The sequence below is a fragment of the Streptomyces sp. NPDC093149 genome (assembly GCF_044754145.1).
In the GTDB taxonomy this organism is placed as follows: Bacteria; Actinomycetota; Actinomycetes; order Streptomycetales; family Streptomycetaceae; genus Streptomyces.
On the sequence record NZ_JBIVON010000013.1, the window covers coordinates 63925 to 87452 of the forward strand.

Below are 23528 nucleotides of genomic sequence, written 5' to 3' on the forward strand. Positions count from 1 at the left end.
AGCACAAGAAGGGTTCCCCGCTCCACACCGTCCGGGGCGCACGGGGCCGGCAAACATGCTCCGATGCCCGACAGTCGACTTCCGGATCTTCTGGCCGACCACGGCGACAACCCCGAGACCCCGGTCCCGACGGCCATCGTGACCGGGCGTGACCTGCTCATCGCGGCTCTCCGATCCGGCAGCCGCCGGGTGCTCGCGATCGACCCGATGGCCTCCCAACACCGAGACCGCCACGGCGTGAGTCGCCAGAAGTCCCAGCTACTGCTCCAGCGACTGGTGCCGCAGGCGGTGGCCCGAACTCGGGGTGGAGGCCGTCCGTGGCACGCCGCCTGTGGAGATCGGGCCGCGGGCCAGGCCGCATTTGCCTGACCAACGACGATGGGATGTCAGCGCGTTTCTGTACCGGCAGGTGACCGGGGACACCATGCCCTCACAGGCGAGGGCGTGGCGGGACGCCCGGAACGTCGTCAGCGGACGACGTCGAAGACCTGCTTCTGCAGGCCGTTGCCGTAGACCTCGTGCTCGACCAGCTTCAGCTTCTGGGTGTCCTTGTCCGAGGTGCTGAACAGGCGCTTGCCGGCGCCGAGCAGCAGCGGAAAGCCCAGCAGGTGGTAGCGGTCGATCAGGCCCGCGTCCGAGAGGCTGTTGTTCAGCGAGGCGCTGCCGTGGACGATGATCGGGCCGCCGTCGGTCTCCTTGAGGGCGGCGACGTCGTCGAGGGACCGCAGGATCGTGGTCTCGCCCCAGTTGGAGACCACCTTGTCCTCGGTGAGGGTGGTGGAGACGACGTACTTGGGCACCGCCTTGTAATGCGCGAACTCCGCCATGTCCGGCCACACCGGGCTGAACGCCTCGTAGCTGACCCGGCCCATCAGGATCGCGGTGGACTCCCGCTGTTCCCGCTCCTTGATCTCGAACGCCTCGGGGACGAAGTCGACTTCCTTGAAGGTCCATCCGGAGTTCCGGTAGCCGGGTTCGCCGCCCGGCGCCTCCACGACGCCGTCGAGCGAGATGAAGGCCGTGCTGATCACAGTGCGCATGAGAATCTTCCCTCGGTGTCTTGGATGTGTGTTGTGTGGCTGCTCGGTGCGCGCTCGGGCCGCGTTCACGGCGCAGGCGCCCGATGGTGAGGTGCCGGTGGCCGCCGCCCAGAGCGGCTGGTCCGGCAGTTCTGCGGGCGAGGCGGGCCCCGGTGCCCGACGGGGTGGCCGTGTGCCCAGGCCCGCCAGAGGTCAGGCGAGGAGGCCGGTCAGCCAGTGCTGCCAGGCGGCCTCGGCGCCGTCCGTGTCGGGGCCGAAGAGGTGGTGGAACATCAGCACCACGCCGGGGAAGTGGTGGAAGGTGTAGAGCCCGTCGGCGGTACGGACCTCGATGCGCTCGTCGTCCGACCAGGTCACCTCGCCGTCCACCGGCGGCAGGCCGGCCGGCTCGGCGTGAGCACGCGCGCCCACGGCGACCGGACTCGGCAGCGACAGCCCGCGGATGAGGGCCGCCCGGACCTGCTGCCCGGGCTGCTCGCCCGAGGGCGCCAGGGCGAAGACGGGAACGCCGGTGCGTCCCGGGAAGTGGGCCAGGTACTCGCGGAGCGTGTGGAGGTGGAAGGGCCAGCCGCGGCGCAACGCGTCGTACTCGTCCTGCCAGTCGTCGCCGAGCACACCGCTGTGGACGATGCGGAGCACGGTGCTGCCGCCGTCGCGCCCCTCGATCAGGTACTCGAAGGCCATGAAACGGCCGTCCTCGGCGGTGGCCGTGCGGGTGGCGAAGCGTTTGCCGGGTTCGTGGGCGGTGACCACCGACTCCTCACGGTTGCCCCCGGTGTCCATGGCGGCGGTGCCGCCCTCGCGCGGCTCCACCTCGTTGCGCCCCATGAACCAGGAGTCGATCCCCGGGCCGGTGGCGATCGCCTCCCAGACCTGTTCGGGACCCGCCGACAGGGTCGTCTCCTGTTCGATCTCGAAGGGGTGCGTCATCGCGGGGTCTCCTGTCGTGCTTCGGGTTCGTGCCCATGTGTCTCCCCGGCCGTCTGCTGCGGATCGGCCGGGCTCCCCTGGGCGCCGGGCTGCGCGGCGGGGATCTGGTGGAGCCCGACGATCAGCCGGTGAGTTCGCCCCCCGGGGGCGAACTCGTCGTGGTAGCGGCCCACAAGGTCAGTCACGGCCTGGGCCAGCTCGTCGGCGAAGGCCGTCCGGTCGGCCGCGGAGGCGAACCGCACCTCCGCGTCGACACCGAAGGTCGCAACCCGCCGCGAGGCCCGGGAGGCGCCGGTCAGCAGAGCACCGACCTCCTGCACCAGCCGCGCCCCCAGCGCCAGCAACCAGCGGGCGGAGAGCTGGTCCGGGGACCTGGAGGGGTCCGGACTGACGGCGGCCAGGGCGCTGGGAGAGATCACGTAGGAGGCGGCGGTGGCACGGTACACCCGCTCGGTGACGTTGCCCTTGCGCCGTTCCTCGGCGAGTTCGACCAGGCCGTGACGCTCCAGTTCCTTCAGGTGGTAATTGGCCTTCTGCCGGGGCAGCCCCAGGCGGGCGGCCAGCATGACGGCCGAGCCGGGCTCGGCCAGGGCGGCGAGGATCCGGGACCGTATCGGGTCCAGGGACGCCTCGGCCGCGGCGGGTTCTTCGATCACAGCTACGTCCAGCACCGCTCCAGGATGCGACCGACGAAATTAATTGTCAAGAAAAGAAAAGTTGTCGGTGGGTGGCGCGCCGAATGGTCCCCGACGCAGATGCGCCCGGGCCTGGATGCCCAGGCACCGGCCGGCACGGGAGAGGGCAAGACAGAGCTTCCCGCCGACAGAACCCCGGATTCGCCGCAGCGTCCGGAAACAGCTGCCCGTACGGGGAAGCGATGAGTCCGGCAGAGGCGCGGGGCCCGGCCGCGAGGACGGTTCGCCTCCGATGCGGTGGTCCCGACGGCCGGCGAATGACGTCGGCCCCGCGGGCGGCGGACCGATGGAACCGCCGCTCACGGTGGAGACCGTCGAGCGAAGGGCCACGACTCCGACCAGCTGCGCCGACGGTCGCCGACACGAGGCATCCAGCACCGGATCGACCGCGGAGGGGTCGGGAACGCACAACGGCCCGGCCACAGCCGGCGGACCATCGAACGCACCATGACCCGGCCACGGCGGCCGAGGTCGGATCCGGCAGGCGCACCGCAACGGACAGGAAGACCTGGCGACCGAACCGCCGGAGGGCGAGCCGACCAACCCCCGAGATCGACGTACGGCGACGAAACCGAGCGCCAAGCCCGCCGGCCCCCTCCGGCATCCGTGCCGCACCGCCGTCCTGGTGCACCTTCACAGCGGGCTGCCGGAGACCACGGCACCTCATGGAGGCTCAGGCACAGGAGGGCAGGCGGTTACGGGCCGTCACGTCGCTCGCGGTGGCGAGGGTCGGACGGGTCGGACGGGTCGAGGAGACCGGCGATCCGTCGCTTCCGCACCGCCGTGCCGACTTCTCGACCGGGACTCGGCCGGGCTCGACGAGAACGAGGACGGCAAGGAGGGTCGATCGCGCAGTGGGTGGTGACCGCCACTTGCCGGACCGGACCCGCCGGGGGCCGTGGGCACCGCCTGGAGAGCCGCCTCGCGAACGAGCCGGCACGTGAACCGCGCGTGCCCGCGAGGACCTGGTCAGTCCGCCGTGGGCCGGGGGCGTCGGGCGTAGGCGCGGGCTGCGCGGGCGCGGTCGCCGCAGCGGATGGAACACCAGTGGCGGCGGCCGTGCCGGAGGAGGTAGCGGTTGCAGGGGGTTGAGCCGCAGGCGGTGAGGCGTTCGGCGTCGGGGCCGGTCAGCAGGTCGGCGGCGTTGGCCGCGAGGACGGCGAGAGCGTGCTCGACGATCTGGGTGACGGGATGGGACGCCTCACGGTACAGGCCACGGGTGGGATCCCAGTGGAGCAGAGAGGCTGCGGGGGCCCGGGTGAGTGCGTCGTTGACGGCGGTCAGCGCCCCCGAAGGGGCGGGCAGCCCGGCGACATGGGCCGCGAGCAGGGCGCGCACCTGTTCACGCAAGGAGCGCAGCAAGGTGGCGCACATTTCCATCATGCCGGTGTCGGCCGGGGCGAGGTCGCGGTCGACCAGCCACTTTTCGGCGTCCCCAGGTGTGCCGAGGAGATCGATGTACTGCCCGCCGGGCAGGGCGATGGCGCTGTTGGCGAGGTCGAGGGCGGGGTACTGCTCGGCGCCCGGTGCGGACGGCGGCGGTTCGGCGGTCACGGTCTCCTTCATGATTCTCATGGTACGGCTTGCATGCATACGTGAGAAGTATCTAGAGTGACTCACGGATAAACGAACTCTCATCCGTGAGGTATCTCTTTCATGTCTGCCACGCGCTCCACCAGCGAACAGTTCCCCGTCCGCGTCTTCGGCGGCCCGACCGCCCTCTTCGAGTACGGCGGCCTGCGGTTCCTGACCGACCCGACCTTCGACGGCCCCGGCGACTACCAGGCGCCCGGTGGCCCGCTCCTGGCCAAGACGGCGCCTTCCTCCGGCAACCCCGCCGACCTCGGCCGCATCGACGTGGTCCTGCTCTCCCACGACGAGCACGCCGACAACCTCGACAACTCCGGCCGAGCCCTGCTGGCCGACGTCCCGCTGACGCTCACCACCCCCGGTGGCGGACAGCGCCTGGGCGACCGCGCCAAGGGGCTGGCCGACTGGGAGTCCGTCGAACTGGACCGTCCCGGGGGTGGCACCATCACCGTGACGGGAGTGCCCGCCCTCCATGGACCCGGGCCGCGCGAGCAAGTCGAGGCGATTGTCGGCCAGGTCGTGGGCTTCGTTCTGACCGGGGAGGGTCTGCCCACCGTCTATGTGAGCGGTGACAACGCCTCCCTCGACCTCGTCAGGGAGATCGCCGAGCGCTTCTCCCCCGTGGACACCGCCATCCTCTTCGCCGGGGCTCCGCGCTTCCCCGTCCTCTTCGACGGCGCGCTGATCGTCCTGGACAGCACGCAGACCGCCGAGGCCGCCGAGATCCTCGGCGCCCGCCGGGTGGTCCCCGTCCACTACGACAGCTGGGCCCACTTCACCGAGGGCCGTGACGAACTGGTGGCCGCGTTCGCCGCCGCCGGTCTGGCCGACCGTCTCCAGATGGGGTGAGCGGACCCGACCGCCCGTTCTGCCCGGACGGCCTTCTGGACCGTCACACCCGTGAGGGTCGCCGGCCCGGCGGCCCTCACGGGACCGGAAGGCACCTGCCACCGACCGGCGACCGGCCCGCGTCCTCCACCGGCTCGACGATCCTGCCGCCTCTCCTCCGATCAACTACGGCGCCGCGAGGAGCCGCCTTCGCCCCGCTCAGGTATGAGCTGACCGCATGTTCTTCGAGGCGCGGCATAGTAACGACCCGGTCCGCCTCGTGCACCGCTTCGGCATCTCCCCCACGACCGCGGTGAAGTACGTCCGCACCCCGCACCCCTGGACGGGCGGCCCCGTCCCTGTCGGCCACACGTCCAGGATTCCGCGAACCCGCGCGCGCTTCCTGCATGGTGCTGGACGCGCAGGGCGAACGACTGTGGGTGCAGAGCGACTTCCAGCCGATGATGACGGCGGCGCGGCCCCGGCGGCCGTCGGAGAACGCCGACGGGGCGGCATACGCCGACGCGGTGTCGGAGTACGCCGCCCCGGAGTGGGACGAGCTGTCGGCGCCTACTTCGGATCACGGTTGAACAGCGACTTGGACCAGACGTATCCGAGCACGGCCGGCCCCACACACCAAACCACGGCCAGCCACCCGTTGTTGCCGATCTCGGTGCCGAGCAGCAGGCCTCGGAGGGTCTCGATGGCCGGGGTGAAGGGCTGGTACTCGGCGATCGGCCGGAACCAGCCCGGCATCGCGTCGACCGGCACGCAAGCGCTGGAAATGAGCGGCAGGACCATCAGCGGCATGGCGTTGTTGCCCGCCGCCTCGGGGTTCGGGCTGCGGGCGGGAAAAGCCCACGCCGACCGCGATCCAGGTGAACGGCAGCGAGACGAGCGCCAGCAGCCCGACCGCCAGGATCCACTCCAGGACGGTGGCATCCGTGGCCCGGAACGCGATGGCCACGCCGACGGCCCCGACGAGCACCGCGCGGGTCGAGGCCGGTGGTCGGTTCGTCGAAGAAGCTCCGCCCGGAAACCAACCCCGCCGATCAGGAATCCGACCGGAAGGCGTCATCGCCCACCCAACCACCCCCGACCGCCAACCCTGCGAACCCATGCGGTCACAACACTGGCCGACCCCCGGAATTTCTGGCACATCGCACCAGGGCAAAACCGGCATTACCACAGGCGCTCAGGAACCACACACGCTTCCTTCACGTCCAAGGCGGTAACCAAGACAACAGCGCCGCCGAGGACGCGGTCCGGGTGGGCGGCAGCGGGGACCTGGGCGCGGATGTGAAGGCCACCGACCCCTACGGGCGGCGCTGGGTGATCCAGTGCAAGCACCGCCGTAACGGCCTCGCCGGCTCCGCAGTGGGCACGCCGGACCTTCAGGTACTCAACGGCACCGCCCGCCAGGTCCACGGCGCCGACATCGCAGTAATCGTGACGAACGGCCGCGTGACCGCGCCGGCCGTGGCCTTCGCCGAGCAACAGCGGCTTCACGTGGTCGACCGCCATACTCTCGGAGTGTGGGCGTCCGGCTCACATCCCCTGTGGGGACTGCTGCGGGCCGTCCCCCCGCCTCGCAAACCGAATACCCTCTCCTGAACAGCCCCCGCGCTGCTCGGCCGGGCCACGGCTCGATGGCGGGAGCAATGAGGACGACTCGCCTGCGGGCCTGGCCCTCCTTCACCGGCGTGCGCCGCTCCTCTCCCCCCTCGGCGATGACGAGCTCACCGGTGAACGGCGTGTCCACACTGCGGCCGACCCAACCTTTGACGCGGTGGTAGCGCTTGAGATGTCGCCGGTGGACCAGGAGTACCGCCAGCTCCCCACTCGGTCCGACACTCCACCACAGAGCTCGGCGTCCTCGCAGAACGTCGGCAGCGGGCACGCGCCACGCCTTGTGTATCGGAGCGTCCGAACGACCATTCATGACCGGAAGTTCATCACGGGCCATCGCCTTTGGGATTCCGAGGGCCTGCACCACCCGAAGAGAGCGACATTACCTGTTCCGTCATCCGGTCGAACTACCGGTCCGACTTCGGTGACAGGCGCTCCACACTCGTTCTCCGTGGGCAACCGCAACGCTGCCGGCACCCGTCACGCTCACCTGACCGCGCATCAGGGGAACATGACGAAGCCCTTCCCCGAAGAGGAGAAGGGCTTCGCGAGCGAGCGCTGGGCAGGCCTTGCACCTGCATTTCCCCGCAGGAAGCGGGGTGTCTTTCCTTGGACCACCAACGCAGTGTCGGTCGCCGTGAGTTGCGGCGGACTTCCAAGATCGATCATAGCCCATGCGGAACGTCGACCGGCACCGGCCCACGCGGCCACGGACTTCGAGAAGTACCGCGCGAGCACCCACCGGTGCCGAGCAGCAGCGCAGTCGGCCGAATGACTGTCGCACGCGATGTCCCGCTCCGTTTCGGTGTCCTCATCCTCAGGGGGCCGGACCCGTATGGATTTCGATGGTCAGGCATGAATAGCTTCATCATCTTCCATTCACCCGGGCGCGACTGCCAGCATCGGCGCACCGCCACCCCGTGAGGGAGAAATCCGATGAATCGTCCCCGTTCTCTGCGCTGTCTGGCAGCCCTGGCCGTGGTGGCTCTTGCGGCCACCGCATGTGGACGCTCCGGCCAGAGCGACGCCCCGTCCGGCAGCTCCTCGCAGGCCGCCGCCGGCCGGACCGCAGCCGAGCTGCTCCCCGCGCAGTACCGGCAGAAGGGTGTGCTGCGGGTGGCCACCGCGGTGGGATATCCGCCGATGGAGATGTACGAGCCCGGGACCACCCGGCTCACAGGTGTCGACCCTGACCTGGCCAAGGCCATCGCCGAACGGCTGAAGCTGAAGCTCGAACTCACCAACGCCGCCTTCGACGGGCTGATTCCCGGTCTGGAGTCCGGACGCTTCGATCTGGTCATGTCGTCCATGACAGACAGTGCCCAACGGCGCCAGGCGGTCGATTTCGTCGACTACTTCCGCACCGGCGGCGTCATCATGACGAAGAAGGGCAACCCGCAGGGCATCAAGTCCCTCACGGACCTGTGCGGAAAGGCCGTCGTCCTCGCCAAGGGCAGTTCGAACCTCCACATCGGCGAGGAGCAGGACGCCAAGTGCGGGCAGAAGATGCGGATCTCGCAGAGCGAGGACGCGCCGACCGGGCTGCTGCAACTGGACAGCGGACGCGCGGTCGCGACCATCGTCGACTATCCCGTCGCCAGGATGTTCACAAAGAAGAGCAGCGCGTACGAGGTTCTGCCGACGCAGTACGGCACCGCTCCCTGGGGCATCGCGGCCGCGAAGAGCCAGGGCGGACTGCGCGACGCCGTCCGAAAGGCCTTGCAGGAACTGATCGACGACGGCGGCTACCGGAAGATCCTCGACACCTGGGGGGTCGGCGACAGCGCCGTGCCCGAGGCCACCATCAACGACGGTCAGTGAGTACGGACATGACCCACCGGAAGACGCCCGGCGCCGCTCCCGTTGTGGCACCGGCAGCCACCACCGCTGTCATGCCGCCGGAGGACGACCTCTCCTTGCAGGTGACCCGGCGCCCTCGTCCCGGGCGCTGGCTCGCGGTCCTCGCCGCCGCACTGTTCGCGGTGTGGCTCGCCTACACCGTCATCGTCAATCCCAACCTGCACTGGGACATCGTCGCCAAATACCAGTTCGACGGCGTGATCCTCAAGGGCCTCGGGGTGACCATTCAGCTCACGCTCGTCTCGATGGCCCTCGGCATCGTCATCGGGGTGCTCGTCGCAGTGATGCAGCTCTCCGACAGTCCGGTTCTGCGTCTCACCGCCGGCGCCTACACCTGGTTCTTCCGGGGCACCCCGCTGCTCGTCCAGCTCATCTTCTGGTTCAATCTGGCCCTGTTGTTCCCGGTGATCAGCATCGGTGTCCCGTTCGACGGCCCGAAACTCATCAGCTGGCAGTCCAACCAGGTCATCACCGGCTTCGTGGCGGCCCTGCTCGGTCTCTCCATCAACGAGGGGGCCTACATGGCCGAGATCGTTCGGGCGGGCATTCAGAGCGTGGACCCCGGCCAGCGCGAGGCGGGTGCGTCCATCGGCATGTCGAACCGTCAGATCCTCTCCCGGATCATCCTTCCGCAGGCGATGAGGGTCATCATCCCGCCGTTCGGCAACCAGTTCATCTCCATGCTCAAGACGACCTCGCTGGTCTCCGTCATCGCGGGCGCCGATCTGATGACGGTCTCCCAGCACCTCTACCTCGCCAATTTCGAGGTGGTGGCGCTGCTGCTGGTGGCTTCCCTCTGGTACCTGGTACTCACCACGATCGCCAGCATCGGCCAGCACGCCGTCGAACGCCGCTACAGCCCGGGGGCCGCCCCGCCGCTGCGGCGCAGGGTCCTGACGAATCTCGTACCCCGGCGTGACAGGAAGGAGGCGACGGCATGAACGAGGTCATCCTCAGGGCCCGTGGGGTCCGTAAACGGTTCGGTGACACCGAGGTGCTGAAAGGCATCGATCTCGATGTCCGCAGCGGTGAGGTGCTGTGCGTCATAGGCCCTTCCGGATCCGGGAAGTCGACGCTGCTGCGCTGCTTCAATCACCTTGAGCAGATCGACGCGGGCCGGGTGTGGATGGACGGTGAGCTGATCGGTTACGAGCAGCACGGCCCGTCCGGGCGCGTCCTGCGCGAGCGGCGCCCCCGGGACATCCGACGCCAGCGCGAGCGGATCGGCATGGTGTTCCAGCGGTTCCACCTGTTCCCGCACCGTACGGCGGTGCAGAACGTGATGGAGGGGCCCGTCGCCGTCAAGGGTCTCTCCCGTGCGCAGGCAGAGAGGCAGGCCCGGGAGCTGCTGGACCATGTCGGTCTCGCGGAGCGGGCGGACCACTATCCGGGGCAACTGTCCGGTGGGCAGCAGCAGCGTGTGGCGATCGCCCGTGCACTGGCCATGGAGCCGGCGCTCATGCTCTTCGACGAACCCACGTCCGCTCTCGATCCCGAGCTCGTCGGCGAGGTCCTGGGCGTCATGCGCGACCTGGCCCGCAGCGGTATGACGATGGTCGTGGTCACCCACGAGATGGGCTTCGCCCGCGAGGTCGCAGACCGTGTCCTGTTCATGGATCAGGGCGCCGTCGTCGAAGCCGGGAGCCCGGAGCTTCTGTTCACCGACCCGCGTCACGAGCGCACGCGGGCCTTCCTGTCGACGGTGCTGTGATGGGGCGCCCCATGGATCTGCTGCTGCGCGGCGGCACACTGGTCGACGGGACCGGCGCGCCCGCCAAAGAGGCGGACATCGCGGTGGTGGACGGACGGGTCACCGTGCTGCCCGCGGGCACCCCGGCCGCGGCGGCCGAGACGCTGGATGTCACCGGCCGGGTCGTCGCGCCCGGCTTCATCGATGTGCACACGCACTCCGACGCCCTCGCGGCATCCCACGGCGCCGCCGAGCCGATCGACGACCTTCGCCTCGCACCACTGCTCCAGGGCGTCACCACGGAGATCTGCGGCAACTGCGGGACGAGCCTGTTCCCCTCGCTACCGGAACGGCTGCCTTCACTCACGGAGCATCTCAGGGTGACGTTCGGGCTCGGACCCGTCCGGCCGGCAGTGGACTTCGACTCGTTCGCCGCCGGGCAGGATCCTGCGCTGCGCCGCACCCACATCGCCTCGCTCGTCGGCCACGGCACGCTGCGCGCCGGAGTGATGGGCTTCGAGGCCCGCCCGCCCCGGCCCGACGAGCTGGACACCATGTGCACGCTGCTCGACCGGGCGCTCGGCCAGGGTGCGGCCGGCCTCTCCACCGGGCTGATCTACCCGCCCGGCACCTACGCCGGCACCGAGGAGATCGTCGCGCTGGCCAGGGTCGCCGCGCGTCACGGCAAGCCCTACGTCACCCATCTGCGCGACGAGATGTCACAGGTGGAGACCGCCCTGGAGGAAGCCCTGGAGATCGCGGTGCGTTCCGGCGCCCCGCTGCAGATCTCCCACCACAAGACCGCGGGCCGACACGCCTGGGGCGCCACGCTGCGCACCCTGCCCCGCCTGGAACAGGCCCGAGCCGAAGGCGTGGACGTGCTGTGCGACGTCTACCCGTACACCGCGGGCAGCACCGTCCTGCACGCCATGCTGCCGCCATGGACGAGCGAGGGCGGCGTCGGCGCCCTGCTGGAACGGCTGCGCCGGGGTGATACCCGCGACCGGATCCGGACGGACATCGCTCAAGGCGTCAAGGGGTGGGAGAACACCGTGGGCAACGGTGGCTGGGACCTCATCACCGTGGCCGCCGCGCAGGCGCACCCGGAGGCCGAGGGCCGCAGCATCGCCGACCTCGCCGCCGGACGCGGCGTCCACCCGGTCGACTACGCGTGCGACCTCCTGCTGGCCGAGCAGGGCGAGGTGACCATCATCAGCCACTCCATGCGCGAGGACGACGTGCGGCGGGTGCTCGCCAGCCCGCTTTCGATGATCGGCTCGGACGGCGTCCCCAAACCCGGTCGCCCGCACCCCCGTTGGGCGGGAACCTTCGCCCGCGTGCTCGGCCACTACGGCCGCGACCAGCAGCTGATCCCGCTGGAGGAAGCGGTACACAAGATGACCGGTCTGCCGGCCCGGCGGTTCGGACTCACCGGCCGCGGTGTGGTCCACGACGGCGCCCTCGCCGATCTGGTCGTCCTCGACCCGGCGTCGGTGCGTGACACCGCCACCTTCGACCGGCCGCTGCTGGCGCCCGAAGGCATCGATACGGTCGTGGTGGCGGGACGGATCGCCGTGAGGGGCGGTTGCCCGACCGCGGCGCGGGCGGGGGAAGTGGTGAGGATCCGATGAGTCTGGCCCAAGTGGCCGCGGCGGCGCGGCGTTCGGCCGCGCTGCCGCTCACCCTGGCCGTCGCCGCGGTCGACATCGACGGCGGCGAGACGGCGGGGGTCGACGAGTGCACAGTGCTGCCGGTCGCGTCCGCCTCGAAGCTGCTGCTGCTCGCCGAGGTGTCGCGCCGACTGGACACCGGGGAGCTGCTCGCCGACCGGATCGTCGAGATCCTCGACGAGGACCTGGCGGACGGGACCGGGCTGCTGCGCCGGATGAGCAGGCGCGGCTGGACCGTCGAGGATCTGGCCTGGCTGACCGCTTCGGTCAGCGACAACACCGCCACCAACGCACTGCTCCGTCTGGTGGGGCGTGAGTCCACGGCCCGGCTGGCGAAGGAACTCGGGCTCGACCACCTCACACTGCACGACAAGGTCCGTGACATCCGGGGCCCCGATGTGCCGCCCGTCTTCGCGACCGGCACCGCACGGGACCTGGCAGGGCTGGTGACGCATGCGGTGCGCTCCACACTGAGCTCCCCGTCGGCCTCCGCGCGGCTCCTGCGATGGATGCGCGCCAACACCGACCACGGCATGGTCCCCGCCCTGGTGGATCACGACCCGTACGCCCCCGGCTTCCCGGATCCCCTGCCCGACGGGCTTCTGGTGGCCAACAAGACCGGCACCGACACCGGGGTCCGCGCCGATGCCGGTGTCATCATCGGTGCGCGCCGGCTGGCGTACGCGGTGGTGGCGCACTGGGACCCGGCGCTGGGTCCCAGCACGGAGCGGGCCGCGGTGCATGCCATCCGGGACGTCGGCCGCACCCTCGCGGCGTGTGCCCGACGCCGCGTCGGCGAATGAGAACGGTACGCCCCACCGGTCAGGACCACTGCATGTCCAGCAGCGACCGGATCTCCTCGGCCGCCGACCGCAGCTCCGCGAGGAAAATCCGAAGCAGCGGGTTGCGGTTGGTGGGCCGGGTGGCGACCCCGATCCGCCGATGCAGTCGGGGATGGTCCAGGCGACAGACGTGCACACCCGTGGTGTCGCCGAGCCCGAGGGCCGGGACGAGCGCTATGCCCATTCCCGCGCGGGCCAGGTTGATCGTGACCTGGTAGTGATCGCTGCGGCAGCGGACCCGCGGCCGGAACCCCTCAGCCGCACATGCGCGTTCCAGGACCGGTTCGCCGGTGTGGCCGCCGTGCGTACCGATCCAGCTCTCCCCCTCCAGAGCGGCAAGCCGGACCGCGGTGCGCCGCCCGAGGCGGTGCCGCAGAGGGAGGACCACCAGCTGCGGCTCGTCGAAGAACATCTCCACGTCCACGGCCGCCTGCCGGCACCAGGGGTCCAGCGGATGCTCGAAGACGACCGCCGCATCCAGCCGGCCCGCTTCCAGATCGGGCACCAGCTCGTGCGGCTGCCCCAGGATCAGCTCCAGCTCGACCTGGGGCCGCTCGGCGGCGAAGCCCGACAGCGCCCGGGGAAGCAGCTCCAGGCCCGAGGAGGCGAAGAAGCCCAGCCGCAGTACCCCGGCTTCGCCTTCGGAGTGCGCCCGCAGATCGTCCTGTGCGACGGCCATCAGGTCGGCGACGGCCTGTGCGTGCTCGGCCAGTCGCACACCGGCCGCCGTCAGCCGCAGGCTCTGCGGCTGACGTTCGACCAACGCCACCGCGAGCTCCTGCTCCAGCCGGGCGAGTTGATGAGAGACGGCGGACGGGCTCAGATGCAGCGCCTGGGCCGCGGCCACGATGGTGCCCGTGCGGGCTATTTCCAGCAGGACGAGCAGTCGGGCACTGTTCAGCATCGGGTCAGATTAGGCCCTGCCGATGTACCGCGCCGCCCCGGCACCCGACCCTGCGGTCGCCGGTGGCATGTCGGGCCCGGCGGGCTCGTCCACGTCCAGACGCAGCAGGTCCTCCTCGGTCTCCCTTCGGACCACGGTGCGGGCACGGCCGTCGGACACGAAGACGACTGCGGGGCGCGGCAGCTTGTTGTAGTTGGACGCCATGGCATATCCGTATGCGCCCGTGACCGGTGTGGCCAGGAGGTCGCCCACCGCGAGCTCGGACGGCAGGGCGGCGTCGTCGACGATCACATCGCCGCTCTCGCAGTGCTTGCCGACCAGCCGTGCCCGCAGGGGTCGAGGGGCGCGGGGGCGGCACGGCAGGAACACCTCGTAGCGGCTGCCGTACAGGGCGGGGCGCAGGTTGTCGCTCATGCCGCCGTCGACGCTGACGTATGTCCGCACGCCCTCGATGCGCTTGATCGTGCCCACCCGGTACAGGGTCAGCCCCGCGCGGGCGGCGATGGACCGGCCGGGCTCCACTGTCACCTCGCCGCCCCAGCCCGCATCGCGCACCGCGGTGCGCACCCGGGCCGCCCAGTCGGCGAACGAAGGTACGGTCTGCCCCGCCTCGTACGCGACTCCGAGGCCGCCGCCGACCGTGAGCCGGTGCACCCGTACCTCCGCCGCGAACCGTGCGACGGCCGCGGCTCCTGCCGCGAGCTCCGCCGTGTCCAGCACCTGGGAGCCCACATGCGCGTGGACGCCCTCCAGGATCATCGCCGGGGAGCCGGCGGCCCGCCGCACGGCGGCTGCGGCGGTTCCGCCGACGAGGCCGAAGCCGAACTTCGAATCGTTTCCACCGGTCCGGATCGCCTCGTGTGCGCCAGCGGCGACACCGGGCGCCACCCGCAACTGAACCCGGACGGTCGGCAGTTGTTCCTCGGCGTGCAGGCGCTCGATGCGGTCCATCTCGTCGAAGCTGTCGATCACCACGTGCCGCACCCCTGCCGACATCGCCGTGCGCAGCTCCGCCTCGTCCTTGTTGTTGCCGTGCAGCACGATCCGTCCGGCCGGGACATCCGCGTGCAGCGCCACCCGCAGCTCGCCGCCGGAGGCCACATCGAGCAGCATCCCCTCCTCGTGGGCCAGTCGGGCCATGGCCGTGCACAGGAATGCCTTGGAGGCGTATGCGACGTTGCCCTGGCCGAAGGCGGCGACCGCCTCCCGGCAGCGTCGGCGCAGGTGCTCCTCGTCGTACACGAAGAGCGGTGTTCCCCAGCGCCGTGCCAGTTCGGTGAGCAGGACCCCTCCGACGGCGAGCCCTTCCGGGCGGACCTCGGCAGTGAAGGGCAGCAGACCCGTTTCGATGGCTGACGACATGATTCCTCCCCGCAGGCCGGTTCTCCGCCATCCTGCGGCCTTCAGGAGGAGTCACAAAAGCGCTTTCTTCCGTGGCTGAGCCTCATGGATTTCGATGCTCGGGCCGCGTCGAGGGTCGTGGGAAGGGTCGCGTAGCGGGCCGGGGAACTTCCGTCACGAGTTGTGATCGCTCCTCCGTCGATGTCGCAGTCCGTTCCGACGATGTCGCCGGAACGGCCGCTCGTCGGCAGAGGCACCGGATCGGCGGCCTCTTCCGGCCGGGTGGACCTCCCGGTCGCCGTGACCGTGGATGACCGATTGCCCGGTCTCCCCCAGTTCGCCTGATGCGGCATGCGGGCACGGCCGACGCCCGGGTGCCGGGGTTCACGAGCCCCGGCATGGCTGGAGGCAGGGCTGGTGACGGAGGTGCCGGACGGGCAGTGAGAGCCTCCAAGCCCGGCAACGGGCCTTCCGTCAGGACTCCGGCTCCGCCCCGGAATGGGGCTTGGCCCGGACGTGCATGCGTTCTCCCTGGGGACCGAACAGGTTGAGGACCTCCACCGGGGTCTCTCCCGCGGGGCCGAACCAGTGCGGCAGGCGGGTGTCGAACTCGGCGGCCTCGCCCGGCCCCATGATCAGGTCGTGGTCGGCCAGGATGAGCCGCAGGCGTCCGGACAGGACGTACAGCCACTCGTGCCCCTCGTGCGTGACCGGATCAGGCCGGTTGTGTTCCGCAGGAATGATCGACTTCCAGGCTTGCAGGCGTCCCGGCTGCGTCGACAGCGGGATCACCGTGCGGCCGTTGTGGACGCGGGGCTTGCAGCGGATCCGCGGGTCACCGACTTCCGGCGCCCCGACGAGTTCGTCCAGGGGTACCTGATGGGCCTGCGCGATGGGCAGCAGCAGTTCCAGGCTCGGGCGGCGCAGGCCCGACTCCAGCCTGGACAGTGTGCTCTTGGAGATGCCGGTGGCCTCGGCCAGCGCCGACAGGGTCACGCCGCGCTGGGCGCGGACGCGTCTGAGGCGGGAGCCGACCTGGGCCAGCGTGGCGGCGATCGGTGATTGCTCGTCCATGCCCCCATTCCACCTCCCGCGTCCCAGAAATGGCAACAGGAGTTGTCGCCCCATGAGCTGGCGCGCACCATCGCGCCAGGAGGTTGTTTCCATGATCAGTACGACGAATGACCAGAACAGCAGGGCACCGCACGGCGACGCCGACGAGGCCCACGACGTGGTGGTGGTCGGCGCCGGAGCAGCCGGACTCAACGCCGCCCTGCTCCTGGGCCGTGCGCGCCGCAAGGTAGCGGTGATCGACGCAGGCGAGCCGCGCAACGCACCGGCCTCGCACATGCATGGTTTCCTGTCCCGCGACGGCCTGCCTCCGGCAGCGCTGCTCGATATCGGGCGCGCCGAGATCGCCCGCTACGGCGTCCGGCTCATCCATGGACGGGTGGAACAGATCGACCACGGCTACTACGTCCGTATGGCGGGCGGGGTGGTGCTCAAGGCCCGCCGCGTCCTGATCGCGACCGGGCTGCGCGACGAGTTGCCCGACATCCCCGGCGTCCGCGAACGGTGGGGCAAGGACCTGCTGCACTGCCCGTACTGCCACGCCTACGAAGTCCGCGACCAGCCCCTCGCAGTCCTCGGCACCCACCCGGGAGCGGTCCACCAGGCCCTGCTCCTGCGCCAGTGGAGCGACGACGTCATCTTCTTCCCGCACACCCTGGACCTGACCGCGCAGGACCGGGAGCGGCTGGCGGCGTGCGGCCTGCGCCTCGTCGAGGGCGAGATCAAGCAGCTCGTCGTCGACGGCGACCGGCTGCGCGGCGTCGAACTCGTCGAAGGCCGCGCCGTCCCCCGCGCCGCGGCCTTCCTCTTCCCCCGCCCAGTGGCGCACGACGAGCTGCTGACCCATCTGGGCTGTGACACGGACGGCAACGGCTGGATCACCACCGACCGCACGGGCCGCACCAGCGTCGCCGGTGTCTGGGCCGCCGGTAACGTCGTCGACCCGCGTGCGCAGGTCGTGGCCGCGGCCGGCATGGGGTCCACCGCCGCCTTCGCCATCAACACCGACCTGTTGGACGAGGACATGGACCGCGCCGTCGAGCAGCGGCGGCACGCGATTGCTGCCACCCGGTAGCCCGCAGCGCGGCAACTCCGGACCTCGGCCCGCGGGCCCATGAAGCAGGCACGACACTCGAAGGTCTGCGTCCGTCCAGGTGAGCGATCCGCGCCGCCCGCACCTCTCCCGATGGTTCTGCCGAGGGAGCGGTTCAGGAGAGCCAGTCGGTGTAATGGGTGGGGGCGATGCGGGCATCGTTCCGGGCGGTGATGGCGTCGCCGTGGACGACGGCGAACATCCCGGCGGTGTCGTCGGTGACGACAGACCGTCCGTCGCGCTTGGCGGTCACGGTGAGCCGGCCGAGTTCGTCGAGGGGGTAGACGTCGGGACCGGCGATGTTGACCACGCCGTTAAGAGGGCCGCCTGCGGCGACTTCGGCGACGAAGCCGGAGACGTCCGCGGCGGCGATCGGCTGGATCGGTGTGGTCGGCAGCCGGACGGTGTCGCCGTCGGTGGTCATGGACATGGTTGCGTCCATGAACTCCATGAACTGCGTGGCGCGGACGATGGAATACGGGATCGGCCCGGCCTTGAGGATGTCTTCCTGAAGCACCTTCGCCCGGTAGTAGTCCAGGTCGGGGACGTGATCCACGCCGACGATCGAGAGAATGACGAAGTGCCCGACCCCGGCCTTCTCGCTCGCGGCAAGAAGGTTGTCCATCGAAGTCTGGAAGAAGGCGAGCGAGGCGTCGTCGAAGGTCGGGGAATTCGCCAGGTTGATGACGACGTCGGCGCCCGCCACTGCCGCCTCCAGCCCCTGACCAGTAATGATGTTCACGCCTGTGGACAGGGAGTGCGGTACGGCTCGATGCCCGGCTGCGTTCAGCTTCTCCACGACTCGTGAACCGATCAGCCCGGTTCCGCCGATGACTGCGAATTTCATGAATGTCCCTTCTTTCAATGATTGGTGCACCATTTGCACTTTATGGGTCTTTGACTGCTACGCGGGTGAGGCCGACGTCGTCGGGCTCCCGGTTGCGGTGCGGTAGAACTCGGTTGCGGTGACAGTGGCGGGGACGGCGAGTTCGGCGGCGACCGCGGTGATCGCGGCGGCGCCGACGGCGAGATCTGCTTGGCCGTCGGTGACGAAATACGGAGCGATGAACGTCTCGTAGTGGGCTCGGACTTCGTCCGCAGTGTGTCGGCCGAGGAACGCCTGGATGTACCGCACCGTGGTGTCGGGTTCGTTGTGGATCACCTGGAGGGCGCGTCGATGGGCTCGCACCACGGCCTGGACCGCGGGGTCGTCCGGACGGACGTAGGTGGGGTCGACCGCCACGCCTACGGTGGGGACCCGGAAGTGGTCGCCGACCCAGGCCAGCACCTGCCAGCCGTGCTCTGCGGCCATCGCCTCCGGTGCCATGGTGCTGCCGACCAGGGCGGCGTCGATGCTGCCCTCGTGCAGCCGGCGCAGGTCCATGCCGTAGTCGCCGGGCGCGCGGACGATCGTGTGGATGTCGCGGTCCGGGTCGAGGCCGGCTCGGCGCAGCACGATCCGGGCGAAGCACCCGGGTGCGGTGCGGGGTGCGTGTACCGCCAGCCGACGGCCTGACAGGTCGGCCAGGGAGGTCGGGCCGGGGCGCGCGAGGAACCAGAACAGCGGGCGGTGGGTGTTGACATTGAGTGCGACCCAGGGGATGCCATCGGTCAGCCGTGACAGCAGTGCCCGGCCGAGCCCGATGGTGGCGCATCGGCGCAGCCGCTCATCACCCCAGGAGCAGCCGTCGCGCAGCGCTACGTGGACACCTTCGTCGGCGTAGTGGCCCTGCTGGTCGGCGATGAAGGCGACCAGTTCCTCATGCAGCCCCCGCCCGACGTAGGCGAGATCGATCGTGTACATGAACGTTCTTCCTTGATCGTGTCACTGCCTGGCGCCCGCGTGTGCCGCAGACCCGCGCTGCTGCGGCCCGTGGTGCAGAGGTGACGGCGCGCCAAATGCGATCCGGTCACCGGCCTGACCGGGACGGTACGACCCCGTGTGCGGGGGCGGCGGCGGGCCTCAGTACATGGACATCCCGCCGTTGACCGCGGCCGTGGTGCCGGTCATGAAGGCGTTGTCCTCGCTGGCGTAGAAGGCGACCGCTTGAGCGACGTCGCCCGGGTGCGCCAGACGGCCCAGGGGGGTGGCGGCCACCTGCCCCTGCTTGAGCTCCTCGTCGACCACATCCGCCATGCGGGTGCCCTCCACCGGGCCGGGCTCGACGACGTTGACCGTGATGCCACACGGGCCCAGTTCCTGGGCGAGGTACCGGGCGAACTGCGCCAGTGCGGCCTTGGCCGTGCCCAGCGCGATCATGCCCTCCCGGGGCCGACTGCTGAGGCCGGTACCGAGATAGATGATGCGTCCCCAACCCTGTTCGGTCATGGCGGGCAGAACGGCTTTGGTGACCGTGAACGCCGCACGCATCTCGTCGTCGAGTTTGCCGCCCAGCTCTTGCCACGTCATGTCCTGGAACGGCTTGATCACATACGGGGTGAGCGCGTTGTGCACGAGCACGTCGATGCCACCCCATGCCGCCTGGACCTGCTCGGTCAGGCTCTCGACCGCCCTTGCCTCGCGCACGTCGGCCTGCGCTGCCATGGCCCGGCCGCCCGCGGCCCGGATGCCGGCCACGACCTCCTCGGCCGCCGTGCCGTTGCGGAGGTAGTTGACCACCACGCGCATCCCTCGCGCGGCCAGAAGGCGCGCGGTGGCCGCACCGATTCCGCTGCTGGCCCCTGTCACCAACGCCACCCTGCCGGTTGCCACAGTCACGGGCCCACCTCCTGCTCGTCGTCGCGGGCCGTCGGCGCGACCGCCCGGAGCTGTTCGTCGTCGATGCCGGGGCGTGCCGAGCGGATCGCCCCGCAGAGCACGGTGTCGACCGGTCGCCCGCAGCAACCCGGCCGGGGACCGGTCGAGTTCGCGTCGTAACCGCGAGACGCCCAGCCGCTCCAACCCATTGCGGGTGATCTCTCAGCAGCGCCGGCAGCGGTCCCCGCCGGTGCGCCCCGACGGACCAGCGGGTCGGCCCGGCCGCCGTTCACCGCACCCTCGCTCTGTGTTTCCGGTCCGCTCGGTGATGAGGTCCAGCAGCATGTCGTGCATGACCAGCAAGTCGTCGTCCACGTCATGCATCGAGACCGGATCCATGGCGGCAAGCGTAGGCGCGCGACGCAGTCGTGGCCGGTTGTCGGCCTCGGATCGCGAGACGTGTCGGTCGGCGCGGCCCTCCTCGGCCCCATGTGGCCGAGCGCGACCCGTGGCAGGCCGGTGCACCTGACCGCGCCCGCCGGCCGGCGCATCGACCGGCCCCGTCCAAGAGACGGAGCAAGGAACTGAAAGAGTGCCGGCATGCCCGGCAGGAAGGCGACGAACACGCCTGGCCTCACCGCAGGGCACCTCCCGGACAGTGCCTGATCTGTCCGCTCCACTGCGCTGAGAGCCCTCGTGGACGCCACCGGCTCCTGCTTACTGTGTCCGGGTGAATGATGTGACGAGCGGGTGCACCGGACGTGTGATCGTGCTGGTCCTGCCCGAGGTGAACCTGCTGGACCTCGGTGGTCCGGTGCAGGTCTTCGATGCCGCTGCCCATTTGGGGGGCGGCTACTGGCTGGAGTACGCCGCCGAGACCGGCGGGGTGCGCTCGGCGCAAGGCCTGCAGCTGACCGGTCTGTCGCACCTGGCAGCGACGCAGGCCGGGCCGGGCGATCTGGTACTGGTTCCCGGGCCGAGACTGACCGGATCCGGCCGACTGGTACCGGAGGCCGCGGTTCGCTGGGTACGGGAAGCGTATGACGCCGGGGCCCGGGTGGCGTCGGTGTGCAGCGGTGCCGCCGTACTCGGAGAGGCGGGACTGCTGGACGGCCGGGCATGCACGACGCACTGGTCGCTCACCACGGCGATGCGCGAGCGATACCCCTCGGCCCGGGTGCGCGAAGCCGCGCTGTACGTCCACGACGGACGGGTCAGCACCAGCGCGGGCATCTCGGCCGGAATCGACCTCTCGCTGTCTCTCGTCGAACAACACCACGGCCCGGAACTGACCGCCGCGGTCGCCCGTGAACTGGTGCTGTATCTGCGACGGGACGGCGACACCACACAGATCAGCCCGTTCCTGCGCCACCGCGACCATGTGCAGCCCGCAGTGCACCGGGTGCAGGACCACCTGGCCCAGAATCTGGACGCCCCTCACACCCTGGACGAACTCGCGGCCATCGCCCATCTGTCTCCGCGCGGCCTGACCCGGGCCTTCACCAAAGCCACCGGCATCACCCCGCTCACCTACCAGCGGCAGCTGCGCCTGGAACGGGCCCGCACCCTGCTGGTCGGCACCGGTCTGACGGTGGAGGTTGTCGCGGCCCGCTGCGGCTTCCGCGACGCACGACAGCTGCGCCGCCTGATCACCGAAACCTACGGCGCCTCGCCGTCCCGGTTGCGGACACAGTCGCGGTTGGCCGGCTGACCGTCCCGATCTTCGGGCAGCGGCCGTTCCTCGGCCCTGCCCGTCCCCCCTCTTCCGTTTCCCTGCATCGAGCCACGGGTGCACAGCAGCACTGCCACTACATGTCCGAATCATGGAGGTATGTCTTGTCCGAGGTGAGTTCCGAGATGAGTAAGGGCCGTAAGGCGGTCCGCCGTGCCGGCTGGGTCCTGACGGGCATGGTGCTGTCGGTGGCGTCGTTCTCCGGGATCGTCTTCGCCGGAGTGAGTGCGTCCATGGCGGACAGCTTCGCGCCTGCTCCTGCCGCATCCGGCATGCGGTCGTGGCCTGCCGCCCGGCCGGTGCCGAAGGACCGCATCACGGTGGCAGTGGTGGTCAGCAACAAGGGCTCCGTGGCGACCGACGTGCTGGCGCCGTATCAGGTGTTCGCCGAGTCCGAAAAGTTCTTCGTCTACACCGTGGCGGCCGATCGCCGTGTCTCCCCGTTGTCCGGCGGAGCGCATCTGCTTCCCGATCACACGCTGGCGGAAGTGAAGCGCGGGACACTGCCGGAACCCGATGTGGTGGTCGTGCCCGCGGTGACCGACCCGGCCGACGCCAAGGAAGCCCCAACACGCCAGTGGATCACCGAACGCCATCACAACGGTGCGCGCGTCCTCGGTGTGTGCGCGGGATCGGAACTCCTGGCCGCCTCCGGCCTGCTGGACGGCCGCGACGCGACCTCGTTCTGGTCCGGCATCAGCTCGCTGAAGCGCCAATACCCGCAGGTGCACTGGAAGCGCGGTCAGCGGTACGTCGAGGACGGCCGGGTGACCACCACCGCAGGCATCACCTCCGGCACCGTCGGCGCCTTGCGGATGGTGGAGGAACTGGCAGGCAAGGACGAGGCATCCCGCATCGGGAAGGGGCTGTCGTATCCGGGCTGGACCCTGGACGGGCCAACCGCGATCCCGGCCAACCGACTCGCCATCGGCGACGTGCCGTACGCACTGAACGCCGCATTCCCCTGGCTGCGGCCCACCGTGGGCATCGGCCTGGTCGACGGTGTCGGCGAGATCGACGCGGCCGCGGCCTTCGAAGCCTACGCCGGGGTGTCCTTCACCGCGCGAACGGTGGTGCTCGGGGCACACGACAGCATCACCACCCGTCACGGCCTGGTCCTGATCGCCGAGACGGCACGCGGTGGCTCCCACGGGGTGGACCGCTTCGTGATGCCCGGCGTCGCGGACACCTCGGCCGTGGACACACCGCTGCGCACGTGGGCGCGCCACAACGGACTTGCCGTGGAGTTGCCGAGTGGGGGACGGCGTGAGGGGGAGTTCGGTTTCGACCCGGTCCTGCGCGACCTCGCCGAGCACAGCGACGTCCGTACGGCCCTGGTCACGGCGAAGTTCTCCGAATACCCCTCGTCCCATCTGGAACTGAGCGGTGCGACCTGGCCCTGGCGGCCGACTCTGCTGGCCGCGGGAGCAGTCGTGATCAGCGTTGGAGTGGGGTTCGTCCCCGTGGTGATCCGGCAGGCGGTGCGGCGCCGGCGCACGGCGTAGCCGGTACTTGGATCCCCGGACGCCCGTGGAACGCGGCCAGTCACCGAGGACGACCACCACGCGGCCGAACGATCACTCGGCGGACGCCGCGGACGTCCACGGCGGGCTCTGCGAGAGCCGGCGGTGTGGTCACGTTCAGCGCTTTGGGCGGCATGTACGCGGTGTCCCGGGCATGTGCCCACCCGGGACACCGGATGCTGTCCGCCGCGGTTGCCGAGTCCGGCCCGGATCGAGGGCCAGCGCTGCCCCGGTCGGGCGAACGGCGCCGTTCCACCGTCAGCGCAGCGACAAGGAACGGCCGTTCCGCCCAACAACCCGCAGCCTCCTCGACAGGAGAGACCGTCATGGGGCCCCGGCCCGCAGAGCAGGTCTTCGGCGGCTTCCGTGGATGGGAACGCCCGACGAACCAC

20 protein-coding genes and 3 pseudogenes are annotated in these 23528 nt (G+C 70.2%); 12 read left to right on the plus strand and 11 right to left on the minus strand.

Annotated features, from left to right (window positions below; translation table 11 throughout):
- Positions 1–72 precede the first annotated feature (72 nt).
- Positions 73–255: pseudogene (locus ACIQCZ_RS31775) on the plus strand (IS110 family transposase); the annotation flags it as partial.
- A 212-nt stretch (positions 256–467) separates the two neighbouring features.
- On the opposite strand, the gene ACIQCZ_RS31780 reads toward ACIQCZ_RS31775, so the two are convergent.
- From ACIQCZ_RS31780 to ACIQCZ_RS31795, 4 genes are all read right to left on the minus strand, one after another.
- Positions 468–1040: a dihydrofolate reductase family protein gene (locus tag ACIQCZ_RS31780; protein WP_402287372.1), complete on the minus strand. Its 573-nt coding sequence runs from the start codon at positions 1038–1040 to the stop codon at positions 468–470.
- 192 nt (positions 1041–1232) lie between these two features.
- Positions 1233–1970, minus strand: coding sequence for an SRPBCC domain-containing protein (locus tag ACIQCZ_RS31785; protein WP_402287375.1), 738 nt, complete (start codon positions 1968–1970; stop codon positions 1233–1235).
- Complete coding sequence (locus ACIQCZ_RS31790; protein WP_402287378.1) at positions 1967–2641, minus strand: ArsR/SmtB family transcription factor; 675 nt, start codon at positions 2639–2641, stop codon at positions 1967–1969. The genes ACIQCZ_RS31785 and ACIQCZ_RS31790 overlap by 4 nt, the downstream gene beginning before the upstream one ends.
- Positions 2642–3634: 993 nt before the next feature.
- Positions 3635–4231, minus strand: coding sequence for an ABATE domain-containing protein (locus ACIQCZ_RS31795; protein ID WP_402287381.1), 597 nt, complete (start codon positions 4229–4231; stop codon positions 3635–3637).
- A 90-nt stretch (positions 4232–4321) separates the two neighbouring features.
- Between ACIQCZ_RS31795 and ACIQCZ_RS31800 the strand changes: the two genes are divergently transcribed.
- Complete coding sequence (locus ACIQCZ_RS31800; RefSeq protein ID WP_402287383.1) at positions 4322–5104, plus strand: MBL fold metallo-hydrolase; 783 nt, start codon at positions 4322–4324, stop codon at positions 5102–5104.
- Positions 5105–5490: 386 nt separating this feature from the next.
- Complete coding sequence (locus ACIQCZ_RS31805) at positions 5491–5673, plus strand: hypothetical protein (RefSeq protein ID WP_402287385.1); 183 nt, start codon at positions 5491–5493, stop codon at positions 5671–5673.
- Here ACIQCZ_RS31805 and ACIQCZ_RS31810 read toward each other — a convergent pair.
- A pseudogene (locus ACIQCZ_RS31810) lies at positions 5654–6071 on the minus strand (ABC transporter permease); the annotation flags it as partial. The gene ACIQCZ_RS31805 and the pseudogene ACIQCZ_RS31810 overlap by 20 nt on opposite strands.
- A 269-nt stretch (positions 6072–6340) precedes the next feature.
- On the opposite strand from ACIQCZ_RS31810, the pseudogene ACIQCZ_RS31815 reads away from it, so the two are divergent.
- The 6 genes and pseudogenes from ACIQCZ_RS31815 to ACIQCZ_RS31840 form a co-directional block, all read left to right on the plus strand.
- Positions 6341–6697, plus strand: a pseudogene (locus tag ACIQCZ_RS31815) (restriction endonuclease); the annotation flags it as partial.
- A gap of 951 nt (positions 6698–7648) precedes the next feature.
- Complete coding sequence (locus tag ACIQCZ_RS31820; protein ID WP_402287388.1) at positions 7649–8533, plus strand: ABC transporter substrate-binding protein; 885 nt, start codon at positions 7649–7651, stop codon at positions 8531–8533.
- Positions 8534–8541: 8 nt separating this feature from the next.
- The gene (locus tag ACIQCZ_RS31825) at positions 8542–9513 is read left to right on the plus strand and encodes an amino acid ABC transporter permease (RefSeq protein WP_402287390.1); all 972 of its coding nucleotides are present in this window, start codon (positions 8542–8544) and stop codon (positions 9511–9513) included.
- Positions 9510–10283, plus strand: coding sequence for an amino acid ABC transporter ATP-binding protein (locus ACIQCZ_RS31830; RefSeq protein ID WP_402287392.1), 774 nt, complete (start codon positions 9510–9512; stop codon positions 10281–10283). The genes ACIQCZ_RS31825 and ACIQCZ_RS31830 overlap by 4 nt, the downstream gene beginning before the upstream one ends.
- Positions 10283–11893: an amidohydrolase family protein gene (locus ACIQCZ_RS31835; protein ID WP_402287394.1), complete on the plus strand. Its 1611-nt coding sequence runs from the start codon at positions 10283–10285 to the stop codon at positions 11891–11893. The genes ACIQCZ_RS31830 and ACIQCZ_RS31835 overlap by 1 nt, the downstream gene beginning before the upstream one ends.
- The gene (locus ACIQCZ_RS31840; protein ID WP_402287397.1) at positions 11890–12735 is read left to right on the plus strand and encodes a serine hydrolase; all 846 of its coding nucleotides are present in this window, start codon (positions 11890–11892) and stop codon (positions 12733–12735) included. Before ACIQCZ_RS31835 ends, ACIQCZ_RS31840 begins: the two co-directional genes overlap by 4 nt.
- Positions 12736–12754: 19 nt before the next feature.
- Here the strand turns inward: ACIQCZ_RS31840 and ACIQCZ_RS31845 are convergent, their stop codons facing one another.
- From ACIQCZ_RS31845 to ACIQCZ_RS31855, 3 genes are all read right to left on the minus strand, one after another.
- A complete protein-coding gene (locus tag ACIQCZ_RS31845) occupies positions 12755–13678 on the minus strand; it encodes a LysR family transcriptional regulator (protein WP_376217494.1) in 924 nt (307 codons plus the stop codon).
- Between the two features lie 9 nt (positions 13679–13687).
- Complete coding sequence (gene lysA / locus ACIQCZ_RS31850; RefSeq protein ID WP_402287401.1) at positions 13688–15040, minus strand: diaminopimelate decarboxylase; 1353 nt, start codon at positions 15038–15040, stop codon at positions 13688–13690.
- A 453-nt stretch (positions 15041–15493) separates the two neighbouring features.
- Positions 15494–16093 (minus strand): helix-turn-helix domain-containing protein, encoded by a 600-nt coding sequence (locus ACIQCZ_RS31855; RefSeq protein WP_402287403.1) that lies wholly within the window; start codon positions 16091–16093, stop codon positions 15494–15496.
- Between the two features lie 91 nt (positions 16094–16184).
- Between ACIQCZ_RS31855 and ACIQCZ_RS31860 the strand changes: the two genes are divergently transcribed.
- A complete protein-coding gene (locus ACIQCZ_RS31860; protein ID WP_402287406.1) occupies positions 16185–17165 on the plus strand; it encodes an NAD(P)/FAD-dependent oxidoreductase in 981 nt (326 codons plus the stop codon).
- Between the two features lie 133 nt (positions 17166–17298).
- Here ACIQCZ_RS31860 and ACIQCZ_RS31865 read toward each other — a convergent pair whose 3' ends face one another.
- The 3 genes from ACIQCZ_RS31865 to ACIQCZ_RS31875 all read right to left on the minus strand — a co-directional run bounded on the left by ACIQCZ_RS31865 (position 17299) and on the right by ACIQCZ_RS31875 (position 19902).
- Entirely contained in the window at positions 17299–18030 is a 732-nt protein-coding gene (locus ACIQCZ_RS31865; RefSeq protein ID WP_402287409.1) for an SDR family oxidoreductase, read from the minus strand.
- 57 nt (positions 18031–18087) lie between these two features.
- Complete coding sequence (locus tag ACIQCZ_RS31870; protein ID WP_402287412.1) at positions 18088–18987, minus strand: ABC transporter substrate-binding protein; 900 nt, start codon at positions 18985–18987, stop codon at positions 18088–18090.
- Positions 18988–19146: 159 nt separating this feature from the next.
- Entirely contained in the window at positions 19147–19902 is a 756-nt protein-coding gene (locus ACIQCZ_RS31875) for an SDR family NAD(P)-dependent oxidoreductase (protein WP_402287415.1), read from the minus strand.
- 709 nt (positions 19903–20611) lie between these two features.
- Here ACIQCZ_RS31875 and ACIQCZ_RS31880 point away from each other — a divergent pair.
- Together ACIQCZ_RS31880 and ACIQCZ_RS31885 are read left to right on the plus strand one after the other, a co-directional pair.
- A complete protein-coding gene (locus ACIQCZ_RS31880) occupies positions 20612–21592 on the plus strand; it encodes a GlxA family transcriptional regulator (RefSeq protein ID WP_402287417.1) in 981 nt (326 codons plus the stop codon).
- A 146-nt stretch (positions 21593–21738) separates the two neighbouring features.
- Positions 21739–23118: a DJ-1/PfpI family protein gene (locus ACIQCZ_RS31885; protein ID WP_402287420.1), complete on the plus strand. Its 1380-nt coding sequence runs from the start codon at positions 21739–21741 to the stop codon at positions 23116–23118.
- Positions 23119–23528 lie beyond the last annotated feature (410 nt).

Coding starts and splice junctions, on each gene's coding strand:
- ACIQCZ_RS31870 (WP_402287412.1), bottom strand. CDS start 18,987: ATGTACACGATCGATCTCGCCTACGTCGGGCGGGGGCTGCATGAGGAA.
- ACIQCZ_RS31840 (WP_402287397.1), top strand. CDS start 11,890: ATGAGTCTGGCCCAAGTGGCCGCGGCGGCGCGGCGTTCGGCCGCGCTG.
- ACIQCZ_RS31865 (WP_402287409.1), bottom strand. CDS start 18,030: ATGAAATTCGCAGTCATCGGCGGAACCGGGCTGATCGGTTCACGAGTC.
- ACIQCZ_RS31785 (WP_402287375.1), bottom strand. CDS start 1,970: ATGACGCACCCCTTCGAGATCGAACAGGAGACGACCCTGTCGGCGGGT.
- ACIQCZ_RS31825 (WP_402287390.1), top strand. CDS start 8,542: ATGACCCACCGGAAGACGCCCGGCGCCGCTCCCGTTGTGGCACCGGCA.
- ACIQCZ_RS31835 (WP_402287394.1), top strand. CDS start 10,283: ATGGGGCGCCCCATGGATCTGCTGCTGCGCGGCGGCACACTGGTCGAC.
- ACIQCZ_RS31820 (WP_402287388.1), top strand. CDS start 7,649: ATGAATCGTCCCCGTTCTCTGCGCTGTCTGGCAGCCCTGGCCGTGGTG.
- ACIQCZ_RS31860 (WP_402287406.1), top strand. CDS start 16,185: ATGATCAGTACGACGAATGACCAGAACAGCAGGGCACCGCACGGCGAC.
- ACIQCZ_RS31830 (WP_402287392.1), top strand. CDS start 9,510: ATGAACGAGGTCATCCTCAGGGCCCGTGGGGTCCGTAAACGGTTCGGT.
- ACIQCZ_RS31845 (WP_376217494.1), bottom strand. CDS start 13,678: ATGCTGAACAGTGCCCGACTGCTCGTCCTGCTGGAAATAGCCCGCACG.
- ACIQCZ_RS31885 (WP_402287420.1), top strand. CDS start 21,739: ATGAGTAAGGGCCGTAAGGCGGTCCGCCGTGCCGGCTGGGTCCTGACG.
- lysA (WP_402287401.1), bottom strand. CDS start 15,040: ATGTCGTCAGCCATCGAAACGGGTCTGCTGCCCTTCACTGCCGAGGTC.
- ACIQCZ_RS31800 (WP_402287383.1), top strand. CDS start 4,322: ATGTCTGCCACGCGCTCCACCAGCGAACAGTTCCCCGTCCGCGTCTTC.
- ACIQCZ_RS31805 (WP_402287385.1), top strand. CDS start 5,491: ATGGTGCTGGACGCGCAGGGCGAACGACTGTGGGTGCAGAGCGACTTC.
- ACIQCZ_RS31795 (WP_402287381.1), bottom strand. CDS start 4,231: ATGAAGGAGACCGTGACCGCCGAACCGCCGCCGTCCGCACCGGGCGCC.
- ACIQCZ_RS31855 (WP_402287403.1), bottom strand. CDS start 16,093: ATGGACGAGCAATCACCGATCGCCGCCACGCTGGCCCAGGTCGGCTCC.
- ACIQCZ_RS31780 (WP_402287372.1), bottom strand. CDS start 1,040: ATGCGCACTGTGATCAGCACGGCCTTCATCTCGCTCGACGGCGTCGTG.